10 protein-coding genes are annotated in these 10,437 nt (G+C 67.0%); 4 read left to right on the top strand and 6 right to left on the bottom strand.

The features are described 5' to 3' along the window. Positions 1–60 precede the first annotated feature (60 nt). The gene (locus AC3IFE_RS33785) at positions 61–450 is read right to left on the bottom strand and encodes a YciI family protein (protein WP_489194764.1); all 390 of its coding nucleotides are present in this window, start codon (positions 448–450) and stop codon (positions 61–63) included. A gap of 163 nt (positions 451–613) precedes the next feature. Next, positions 614–2,380 (bottom strand): ATP-binding protein, encoded by a 1,767-nt coding sequence (locus AC3IFE_RS33780; protein WP_489194732.1) that lies wholly within the window; start codon positions 2,378–2,380, stop codon positions 614–616. A gap of 162 nt (positions 2,381–2,542) precedes the next feature. Between AC3IFE_RS33780 and AC3IFE_RS33775 the strand changes: the two genes are divergently transcribed. Beyond that, complete coding sequence (locus AC3IFE_RS33775; RefSeq protein ID WP_089470423.1) at positions 2,543–2,773, top strand: hypothetical protein; 231 nt, start codon at positions 2,543–2,545, stop codon at positions 2,771–2,773. A 182-nt stretch (positions 2,774–2,955) separates the two neighbouring features. Here AC3IFE_RS33775 and AC3IFE_RS33770 read toward each other — a convergent pair whose 3' ends face one another. The 4 genes from AC3IFE_RS33770 to AC3IFE_RS33755 form a co-directional block, all read right to left on the bottom strand. Beyond that, the gene (locus AC3IFE_RS33770) at positions 2,956–4,377 is read right to left on the bottom strand and encodes an MFS transporter (RefSeq protein ID WP_089470422.1); all 1,422 of its coding nucleotides are present in this window, start codon (positions 4,375–4,377) and stop codon (positions 2,956–2,958) included. Positions 4,378–4,538: 161 nt separating this feature from the next. Then, on the bottom strand, positions 4,539–5,300 hold the full coding sequence (locus AC3IFE_RS33765; protein WP_489194729.1) for an ABC transporter permease: 762 nt from the start codon (positions 5,298–5,300) through the stop codon (positions 4,539–4,541). 3 nt (positions 5,301–5,303) lie between these two features. Further along, positions 5,304–6,248, bottom strand: a complete 945-nt coding sequence (locus AC3IFE_RS33760) for an ABC transporter ATP-binding protein (RefSeq protein WP_006481959.1) — start codon at positions 6,246–6,248, stop codon at positions 5,304–5,306. 2 nt (positions 6,249–6,250) lie between these two features. Next, complete coding sequence (locus AC3IFE_RS33755) at positions 6,251–6,484, bottom strand: hypothetical protein (protein WP_179233536.1); 234 nt, start codon at positions 6,482–6,484, stop codon at positions 6,251–6,253. Positions 6,485–6,669: 185 nt separating this feature from the next. On the opposite strand from AC3IFE_RS33755, the gene AC3IFE_RS33750 reads away from it, so the two are divergent. The 3 genes from AC3IFE_RS33750 to AC3IFE_RS33740 form a co-directional block, all read left to right on the top strand. Then, a complete protein-coding gene (locus AC3IFE_RS33750) occupies positions 6,670–6,966 on the top strand; it encodes a cupin domain-containing protein (RefSeq protein ID WP_489194726.1) in 297 nt (98 codons plus the stop codon). A gap of 630 nt (positions 6,967–7,596) precedes the next feature. Continuing rightward, positions 7,597–9,201 carry a DUF2957 domain-containing protein gene (locus AC3IFE_RS33745; RefSeq protein ID WP_489194724.1) on the top strand — a complete coding sequence of 535 codons (1,605 nt, stop codon included), beginning with the start codon at positions 7,597–7,599 and terminating at the stop codon, positions 9,199–9,201. 71 nt (positions 9,202–9,272) lie between these two features. Beyond that, positions 9,273–10,437 (top strand): DUF2957 domain-containing protein (locus AC3IFE_RS33740; protein WP_489194722.1); only part of this gene is annotated, 1,165 nt, incomplete at its 3' end.

Below are 10,437 nucleotides of genomic sequence, written 5' to 3'. Positions count from 1 at the left end.
CGCGCCGGCCGCCTCGCGGTCAGGATGCCCGAGTCGGGCCGACCGCCGGAGGCGGGGCGCTTACGGCTTCCGCAGCCCGGGCGTGAAGGCGGGACTGAAATCCTCGGCCTCGAGCAGCGGGCGAATCTCGATGTCGGAGTCGCCGGGCCTCGGGTTTGGGCAGCGCTTCACCCATTCGACGGCTTCTTCGATCGATTTCACCCGCCACAGCCAGTAGCCGGCGACGAGTTCCTTCGTTTCGGCGAACGGGCCGTCGATGACGGTGCGGCTCTGGCCGGAAAAGTGCACGCGCTTTCCGCGGCTGCTTGGGTGCAACCCGTCGGCCGCGAGCAGGATGCCGGCTTTCACAAGTGCCTGGTTGAACTGGCCCATCGCGGCCAGCATGTCGGTGTCGGGCATCCGGCCGGATTCGGAATCGGCGGTGGCCTTGACGATGACCATGACGCGCATTGTCGTCTCTCCTTGAACGGGAAGGGGGCGTTTGCCGGCGGTACGACGGCAAAACGAACGGTTACGACAACCCGACGCGCGACGGCGACGCGAATCGACATGGCGGGCGAAAAAATTCAGCGGCGATCGAAATGACGGCGGGCGCTGTCGGCAACGCAACGCGTCATGCCGCGTCGGCATGCGCGTCGAGCACGCTGCGGATCCGGGCGGCGAGTTCGTCGCGCCGGTACGGCTTGCCGAGCAGCATCACGCCGGGATCGAGCCGCCCCGCATGGAAGATTTCGTCGCGCGTATAGCCGGACGTGAACAGCACCGGCAACGGCGGCTTGCGCAGCGCGGCGCGGCGCCCGAGCTCGCCGCCCTTCACGCGGCCCGGCATGATCACGTCGGTAAACAGCAGATCGATCGGCGTCTCGCTGTCGAGCACGCGCAGCGCGGCTTCGCCGTCGGATGCCGTGATGACCTTGTAGCCGAGCTGCGCGAGCATGTCGACCACCGTCAGCCGGACATCCGCATCGTCCTCGACGACGAGGATGGTTTCTCGGCCGCGCACCGCGTCGTGCTGCGGCGTGCGTGCGGGCTCGTCGGCCGCCTCGTGGCAGCGCGGAAACGTGAGGCGCACGGTCGTGCCCGCGCCGGGCGTGCTGTCGATCGACACATGGCCGCCGCTCTGCTTGACGAAGCCGAACACCATGCTGAGCCCGAGCCCCGTGCCTTCGCCGTCCGGCTTGGTCGTGAAGAACGGTTCGAAGACGCGCTCGAGCACGTCGGCCGTCATGCCGGCGCCCGTGTCGGCGATCTCGAACGTCACGTATTCGCCGGGCGGCATCGGTGCGCGGCCCGTGCCGGCCGCATGGCCGGGCTGCGTGCTGTTGTACGCGGCGATCGTCAGCGTGCCTTCGCCGCGCATCGCATCGCGCGCATTGATCGCGAGATTCAGCAGCGCGTTTTCGAGCTGGTGCCGGTCGGCGAGCACGTTGCCGACGTCGGGCGACAGGACGGGGACGATCCGCACCGTTTCGCCGAGCGCGCGGTGCAGCATCTCGTTCATGCCGTCGATCAGCCGGCACGGGTTCAGCGTCGTCGGCGCGAGCGGCTGGCGCCGCGCGAACGCAAGCAGGTGCGACGCCAGTTGCGCGCCGCGCCGCACGGCATTGTTCGCGTTCTCGATGCGCGGCTGCGCGCCCGCATGCGCGCCGAGTTCGACGGAGAGGATCTGCAGGTTGCCGCTGATCACCTGCAGCACGTTGTTGAAGTCGTGCGCGATGCCGCCGGTCAGGTTGCCGATCGCCTCCATCTTCTGCGCGTGACGCAACTGTTCCTCGACCGCCGCGCGCTCGGCGATCGCATCGGTCACGCGCTGTTCGAGCGTTTCGTTCAGGTCGCGCAGCTCGGCGTTGGAGGCCTGCAGCGCCGCTTCCGCGCGATCGCGATGGCGCGTGGCGAGCACGCGTTCGGTGGTTTCGACGACGACGGCGAGCACGCCGCCCGGCGCGCCGTCGTCGTCGGGCAGCGGGCTGTAGTGCAGATCCATCCAGACATCCTCGGGGCGGCCGCTGCGCAGCAGCACGAGGGCCTTGTCGCGATAGGACAGCGTGCCGCCGGCGAGGCAGGTGTTCATCACGTTGCGGTTGAAATCGGCGACTTCGGGCCAGCCGAGTTCGACCGGCTGACCGAGCAGATACGGATGGCGGCCGCCAGCGAACCCGGCATATGCGTCGTTGTAGATCATGTAGCCGGGGCGGCCCCACAGCATCACCAGCGGCAGCGGCGACGCGAGCACGGTGCGGACGGCCGCGACGAGGCTGGCCGACCAGCCGTCGATCGCGCCGAGCCCGGTGGCTGACCAGTCGAATGCGGCAATGCGCCGGGCCATGTCGCCCTGCCAGCCGGGGCAAGTGTGATGCCGCGCGAACAATTCGACATGCATGGAAGCGCTCCGATGAGGACATGCGGCCGCGGGAGGCGCGGCAGGTCGCGTAAGCGGGGATTTTAGAGCAGATCGATACGCGCGGCGGCGTGCGGCCGCTGTCACGGAGCGCGTCGGCAAAACTGGTATGCTGATCCGCATCCTGTCTACGCGGAGGGCGCCATGGCTGCTAAGGAAGTCTCGAAGAAGAAGTACCTGAAAATCCTGAACAAACGCCTGCGCGCGGAGCCGGAGGCCCCGGCCGGCGCATCGTTCGTGTTTTTCCCGCTGGGTGCGAAGGCGAAGCATGCGACGGGCGTCGTGTCCGGCGACGCGCGCAGCAAGCGCGAACTGGCCGTGATGGCCGCGGTCCAGCGCAAGGCGGCCGAAGAGTTCGTCGTCGCCGACGCCTGATGCCCCGGCTGCATCGCGGCCGAATGATCGCCACCGCGGCCGACGCGGCGGTGGCTTTGCAGTGAGCGTGTGCACCGGCGAGCACGCTGTCGTGCGTGATCGCCGGGCCGTGCATCGGCAGCAGGATGTCGAGATCGAGTGCCGGGGCCCGGCTCGAAACGGCTTGAAAACCCGCCAGGCGATCAGGACGCCTCGTCCGCCGCCGCCGGATAGCGGCCGTTGCCGCCCGCTTCGTCGCCTGCCGCCAGTTGCTCCAGCGCGAGGCCCTTCGTCTCGATCCCCAGCGTCCACACGGCGATGGCCGCCGCAATGAACGACAGCGCGCCGAGCGTGAACACGCCGCCCTGACCGAATACCGGCAATACCACGCCGACCACGTAAGGCCCGATCAGCGAGCCGATCCGGCCGATCGCCGACGCGAAGCCCGAGCCCGTCGCGCGCGCGCCGGTGCCGTACAGCTCGGGCGTGTACGTGTACAGCGCCGCCCACATCCCGAACAGGAAGAACTGCATCGCGAGGCCCGTGACGATCAGCAGCGTCGTGCTGCCGCCGTACAGCGCGCTCTGGCCGTATGCGTACGCCATCGCGCCGCCGCCGATCAGCGACGCGATGCAGGTCGGCTTGCGTCCCCAACGCTCGACGAGCCACGCGGCACACAGGAAGCCCGGCACGCCGCCGAGCGAGATCAGCACCGTGTAGAACACCGATTTCGTGACTTCGAAGCCGGCCTGCTGCAGCAGCGCGCCGAGCCACGACGTGAGGCCGTAGAAGCCGAGCAGCGCGAAGAACCACAGCAGCCACACCATCACCGTGCGGCGGCGGTACACGCCGCTCCAGATCTCGCGCAGCGCGCCGCGGCCGCGCGCGGCGGCCGGTTCGGCGAGCCGCGACGGCGGCGGCAGCGTCGCGACGCCGGCCGAGCGCATCACCTTCGCCTCGATCGTCTGCATCACCGCATCGGCTTGCGCGTGCCGGCCCGCATGTTCGAGCCAGCGCGGCGATTCCGGCACGATGCGACGCACGACCAGCACGAACACGGCCGGAATCGCGAGCAGCGCGAACACGGTGCGCCAACCGAACTGCGGCAGCACGAAATACGCGACGATGCCGGCCGTAATGAAGCCGAGCGGCCAGAAGCCGTCCATCAGCGCGATCAGCCGGCCGCGCTTCTCGGTCGGCACGAATTCGGACAGCAGCGTCTGCGCGACCGGAAACTCCATCCCCATCCCGATGCCGAGCAGCACGCGGTAGACGATCAGCGCGTCGACGCTCTGCGCGGTCGAGCACAGGTACGACGCGGCGCCCCACAGCACCATGCTCCACTGGAACACGGGCCGGCGGCCGAAGCGGTCGGCGAGCAGGCCGGCCACGGCCGCGCCGAGCACCATCCCGAAGAAGCTCGCGCTCGCGACGAGGCCGGCGGCCGCGGTCGACAGCCCGAATTCCTTGCGGATCGAGCCGAGCACGAACGTCATCGTGCCGAGGTCGACCGAGTCGAAGAAGAACGCGATCGCGATGATGAAGAAGATCCGCTTGTGATAGCCGGAGAACGGCAGGCGTTCGAGCCGGGCGGCGGCGGAGGCGGGAGCGGTGGCGGCGGGCATGGCGTCCTCTGAAATGAAAAAGGGGCCGCGCAGCGCATGCTCGAGGGCCCCGATGCTTCGTATTCAGTAGACGCGACCACAAACTGCCGCATCAGAGGAAAAGCGCCGCCTGCTTGCTCAAATGCGTCATCGGCGGGCGGCGCGCGTGACGCCGGCCGGCGTCAATTCTTCAGCTTGTAGCCGGTGCGGAACATCCACGCGACGATCGCGAGCAGGATCACGAGGAACAGCGCGGTCGCGGCGAGGCTGATCCACACGTGCACGTCGGCAATCCCGTAGAACGACCAGCGAAAGCCGCTTATCAGGTAGACGATCGGGTTGAACAGCGTGACGACGCGCCACGCGGGCGGCAGCATGTCGACCGAGTAGAAGCTGCCGCCGAGGAACGTGAGCGGCGTGATGATCAGGAGCGGCACGAGCTGCAGTTTCTCGAAGCTGTCGGCCCAGATGCCGATCACGAAGCCGAACAGGCTGAACGTGACGGCCGTCAGCACCAGGAACAGCACCATCCAGAACGGATGCAGGACGTGCAGCGGCACGAACAGCCCGGCCGTGGCGAGGATGATCACGCCGAGCAGGATCGACTTCGACGCGGCCGCGCCGACGTACGCGATCACGATCTCCCAGTACGACACGGGCGCGGACAGGATCTCGTAGATCGTGCCGGTGAAGCGCGGGAAGTAGATGCCGAACGACGCGTTCGAGATGCTCTGCGACAGCAGCGACAGCATCACGAGGCCCGGCACGATGAACGACCCGTAGCCGATGCCGTTCACGTCGCTGATGCGCGAGCCGATCGCGGAGCCGAACACGACGAAATACAGCGACGTCGAGATCACCGGCGCGATGATGCTCTGCATCAGCGTGCGGCGCGTGCGGGCCATTTCTGCGCGGTAGATCGCGCGGATTCCATGCCAGTTCATGGGTCAGGCTCCTTGCACGCCGTTGCGGCGGTTGTCGATCAGGCTGACGAAAATGTCCTCGAGCGAGCTCTGCGTCGTGTGCAGGTCGCGAAAGCCGATGCCGGCCGAGCCGAGCGCGTTGATCAGCTTCGCGATGCTCGCGTCGTCGCGCTGCGAGTCGTACGTATAGACGAGCGCGGCGCCGTCTTCCGCGCGTTCGAGCCCGAACGGCGCGAGCGCGGGCGGCACCTCCGCGAGCGGCTGCTCGAGCTGCACGGTGAGCTGTTTCTTGCCGAGCTTGCGCATCAGTTCGCGCTTTTCCTCGACGAGCACGAGTTCGCCGCCGAGGATGATTCCGATCCGGTCGGCCATTTCCTCCGCTTCCTCGATGTAGTGCGTGGTCAGCAGGATCGTCACGCCGCTTTCGCGTAGCGAATCGACGAGCTTCCACATGTCGCGGCGCAACTCGACGTCGACGCCGGCCGTCGGTTCGTCGAGGAACAGGATGCGCGGCTCGTGCGACAGCGCCTTCGCGATCATCACGCGGCGCTTCATGCCGCCCGACAGCGTCATCAGCTTGTTGTCGCGCTTGTCCCACAGCGACAGCGCCTTCAGCGTCTTCTCGATGTACGCGGGATCGGGCGCCTTGCCGAACAGGCCGCGGCTGAACGACACGGTGGCCCAGACGGTTTCGAACGCGTCGGTGGTCAGCTCCTGCGGCACGAGGCCGATCATTTCGCGGGCCGCGCGGTATTGATCGCGGATGTCGTGCCCGCCGACCGTCACGCGGCCTTCGGTCGGCGTGACGATGCCGCAGATCGAGCCGATCAGCGTCGTCTTGCCGGCGCCGTTCGGCCCGAGCAGCGCGAAGATCTCGCCGGGGCGGATGTCGAGGGTCACGTGCTTCAGCGCCTGGAAGCCGGACGCGTAAGTCTTGGAGAGGTCGGAGACGGAAAGGATCGGTTGCATGCTCACGGATGGCACGGCCGGCCGGCGCGACGGCCGGCGCCGCGCGTGCCCGGCGCCGCCGCTGCGAAGCGGCCGGGATCGGGCGCGGCATGGCGAACGGGCGTCATGTCGAACGGCAGGGTGGTGCGGGATCGCGGGACCGCCATATTAGCAATCGGCAGATCGAAATGCATTCTGATGGAAAGGCCGGCGCATGTCGGTGCCGAATTTGCGTGGATTGCGCTGATATTGCTCAACGATTCGGTGCTTTATTTGAATGATGCGAACAATTCCGGTTGTTTTCCGTCAATCGGCCCGGGCTCGCGCGGCCGTCCGACAGGCTGGCCGACTGTGCTGCCCGCCGGCCCTTGCGCCGTACCGGGACGGCACGTTTGGCGCTCGCGATAATGCGTTCCTTTCTCGGCGATATGGAGCGGCGCGCATGTCTTTGATCGATTTCAAATCCGTGGCAAACGCGCAGGCCTGCGCATGGAAATCCACGATCGTCGGCGAAGTGGGGCCGGCCCGGATCAAGGTACTGCGCATGGATGCCCAGCCTTACGAAGCGGAAGTGCACGACTACGACGAGGGGCTGCTGGTGCTCGACGGCACGCTGATGCTCGAGGTCGAAGCGCAAACGGTCGTGGTCGGCGCCGGGCAGATGTACCTCGCGCGCGCCGGCACGCGCCACGCGGTGCTGCCCGGCAGCCACGGCACGCTCGCGATCATCGACGTCTGAGGTTGTGCCGCGGCATGCGCGCGGCCCGCTGAAGGCCGGGCGGCCTGATTCGGCGCGGATTGGCGGGCGCCGTTCAAACGCGTGTTCCACGCGGCGTTTATTTGTCTGAGCAAATAAAATGAAGGCCGTTTGAAAATCTGTTAAATACCGTATAAACGCTAGGATCGCGCGGTTTCCGTCGTTTGGAACTCTGCATCCATTTACTTGCGGGAAGGGTCCGCTCATAGTCTCGACACACGACGCATCACGAAAACGAATCAAGCGTACGTATGGAGACCAAATCATGAGACGCCTATCCGAGGGGCCAGCGGGACTGCCGTTTCCCGATCTTTCGCCGAATGCAGGCGCGACGCAGGTCGCGGGCCTGCGTCGTCACCTCGCCGTGTAGCGGCAAGCCGTAGCGGCAAGCCACTTTCCGTTTCGATCGTTCCGACGGCGCCGTGCCGCATGACGGCGCTGCGGGAGCGCGCCTGTCTACCGCCGCGGCGTGTGCCGCCTATGCCCGACCGGCATCGCGGCGGTCTTGCGTGCAGCATCATGCGCCGCGCATTCGTGCGGCGGCGCGATACCAACCGGCAGGCCATGCAGCCCGGCCGGACGAGACTTGTCGTACCTGAAAAGGAGGGGTTGATGATTTGCATTCCTGAATGGCGGAAGGCGATTCTGTCGTGCGCGGTGCTGGTGCTGCCGTTCGTCGCCGGTTGCGGCGGCGGCGACGATCCGGGGCCGATCAACGTGCCGCAGTGCTCGGGCAGCGCATGCGGGCCGAGCGGCGCCGAAACGACGCCGCCCGTCGTCACGAAGCTGTGCCCGGACGCGCTCGACTACACGACGACGTATACGGGCGGCGCCGGCAGCGGCGAATACTTGAAGGTGAAGTTCGACACGACGAAGCTGACTTACCAGATGCAGTTCATCGACTCGTCGGTGCCGACCTCGGCAGGGCAGATCAACAACACGCGCGCGGGCCTGACGATCAGCGGCGCGTTCCATCATCCGACCAATCTCCCGACGGCCGAGCAGAATCGTTGTGCGTTCGTGCTCGACAGCGGCGCGACGAGCGACGGTGCGTATTCGGTGACGATCAATCGTGCCGATCCGCCGATGCTGTTCGTCGGCAACGGCGTGGTCGGCGGCGGAATTCCGGGCGCGACGATCGCGTTCCAGGGCATCGAACTCGCGCCGGGTTTCTTCCTCGGCTCGGTGCCGTCGCGCACGTTCGACTTCTATCCGTTCATCGGCTTCACCGACACCGAAACGGATTTCACGAAGGTGGCCGGCGTGTACAACGAAGTCGGCATTCATCTGTCGCCGACCGGCACCACCTTTCAGACCACCACGCCGCAAGGCTGGCAGCCGGACGTCGTGAACTGGAACCAGACGCTCAATGCGGACGGCTCCTGCACGATCACGCAAGGCAGCGACTACTCGTGTCAGACGACCGGTTCGCCGTGGACCTTGCGCAAGAATGCGGACGGCACGCCCGACAACGTATTCGTCAGCAATGCGCAATCCGGGCAGGCCTATCCGTCCGCCGGCCAGGGACAGCCGCTCGTGATCTTCGTGCCTAGCCAGGCGCACGGCGTGATGATCGTCGGCAAGCTGAACGGTGCGCTGGTGCCGATCGTGATCCGCGTCGGGTATGCGTTTGCCGCGCCGGGCAATCCGCTGGGCTCGGTGGCCGATGCGGAGGTCGGCATCTCGATGCTCGCGCCGGCCACGGCCGTCGCGCCTAACCTGCTGAAGGGCGGGTTCATCGGTGCGACGAGCGCATCCGCGTGCGGCGTGGTGACCAACAACGGGCCGTCGAGCAGCGCCGCAGGACCGGGGCCGAGCTTCAATCCGTTCGTTCCGCATCCGGACCTGCCCGGCACGTTCAACACGGCTTTCAATTACTTCACGCCGTCTGCCGGCAACTGCAGCGACGGCACCGCCGTGTCGACCATCGCGGCGAACTACACGTCGACGCTGTTCCAGGGCAATACGGCGGCGTTCATCGATCCGCAAACGTCGTCGCCGACCGCGCAGTTCGGGCTCGACTACACGCAGGCGTCGCCCGGCAAGGTCAAGGTCACGGCCAGCAGCGACTTCAACGCGAAAGGCGCGACCGGCAACGTGGCGATCTTCAAGAAGGGCGATACGGGCTGGATCGTGACGGCCGGCAACGTCTACGCGATGGTCGTCAACAACAACCAGGTCAACCCGTTCTTCACGATCGGCGCGTTCGTCCAGTAACCCGGCATTGAACACGTCACACCGGCGGCGCATGCGCTGCCGCCGGTGAACCGAATTTCAAGAGGATTCCTATGAACTTGAAGCATTGGATGGCCGCGGCATCGCTCGCGCCCGTGCTGGCCGCATGCGGCGGAGACGGCGATCCGCCGCCCGCGCCGGTGGTCCGGTTGTGTCCGCAGACGATCGACTACAACACGGTGTTCATCGGCGGCTCCGGGTCGGGCGAGCTGGTGAAGGTGCAGCTCGACACGACGAAGATGACGTACCGGATGACCTACCTCGCGTCGCCGGTGCCCACCACCGCGGGCACCGTGCAGCCGACGCGCGACACCGCGCCCGCGAACGTGGTCGACGGTACGCTGGCCGACGAAACCGGGCTGCCGACGGTGAAGCTGAACCAGTGCACGTTCCGGATGCAGAACGCGAGCCTGGACCCGAGCCGGCCCGCGCGGCTGTTCCTCGGCGAAGGCGTGCTCGGCGGCGCGATCCCCGGTGCGACGATCCAGTTCGACGGCGTGATCGGCGTCGGCAAGATCCCGAAGACGACGTTCCCGTACTACCCGTTCATCAGCTTCTCGTCGCTCGAGACCGACCTGACGAAGATCGCCGGCACGTACAACCAGCTCGGCTATCACCAGGTGCCGTCGCAGAACTTCCAGCCGGTGGCGCTCGACCAGAAAGTGACGATCAATGCGGACGGCAGCTATACGGAAACCGACAACTTCGGCAAGAAGAACGGCGGGCAGCCGCTTGCGTCGAGCGCGACCGTGAACCAGCCGTTCACGCTGCGCCCGGATGCGCCGGCATTCCAGTCGCTCAATTACCAGCCGCAGATTCCTCCGACGCTCGCCGCGCTCGATCCGGCAAAGGCCGGCAAGGGGATCCTGATCGTCGGCAAGCTGCGCAACCAGCTCGTGCCGATCTTCATCCGCACCGGCGCCGCGAACGCGGACCTCACGCAAGGGGCGCCGAGCGCGGACGACGAATCGGGCATCTCGTTCCTGAGCCCGCAGACGGCGATCGCGCAGGGCTCGCAGGACGGCGAGTACACGGGCGTCGACAGCGCGTTCAACTACCGCGCGACCGCGCTCGTCGGCGCGCAGGCCACGCTGCTCGATCCGTTCAACGCGTCGCAGGCGGCGCTCACGCGCGCGCTGACCCTCGACTACTCGCAGAAGGTGCCGGGCGTCGTGACGACCGTGCATGCGGATGCGGCGTCGGGGCCGGCGACCGGCA

This window comes from Burkholderia sp. APQ4-4ca (genome assembly GCF_057837105.1).
The sequence above is the reverse complement of the archived record's forward strand: the minus strand, read 5'-3'. Positions and strand labels throughout refer to the sequence as shown.

Coding starts and splice junctions, on each gene's coding strand:
- AC3IFE_RS33785 (WP_489194764.1), bottom strand. CDS start 450: ATGCGCGTCATGGTCATCGTCAAGGCCACCGCCGATTCCGAATCCGGC.
- AC3IFE_RS33765 (WP_489194729.1), bottom strand. CDS start 5,300: ATGAACTGGCATGGAATCCGCGCGATCTACCGCGCAGAAATGGCCCGC.
- AC3IFE_RS33760 (WP_006481959.1), bottom strand. CDS start 6,248: ATGCAACCGATCCTTTCCGTCTCCGACCTCTCCAAGACTTACGCGTCC.
- AC3IFE_RS33750 (WP_489194726.1), top strand. CDS start 6,670: ATGTCTTTGATCGATTTCAAATCCGTGGCAAACGCGCAGGCCTGCGCA.
- AC3IFE_RS33780 (WP_489194732.1), bottom strand. CDS start 2,380: ATGCATGTCGAATTGTTCGCGCGGCATCACACTTGCCCCGGCTGGCAG.
- AC3IFE_RS33770 (WP_089470422.1), bottom strand. CDS start 4,377: ATGCCCGCCGCCACCGCTCCCGCCTCCGCCGCCGCCCGGCTCGAACGC.
- AC3IFE_RS33775 (WP_089470423.1), top strand. CDS start 2,543: ATGGCTGCTAAGGAAGTCTCGAAGAAGAAGTACCTGAAAATCCTGAAC.
- AC3IFE_RS33745 (WP_489194724.1), top strand. CDS start 7,597: ATGATTTGCATTCCTGAATGGCGGAAGGCGATTCTGTCGTGCGCGGTG.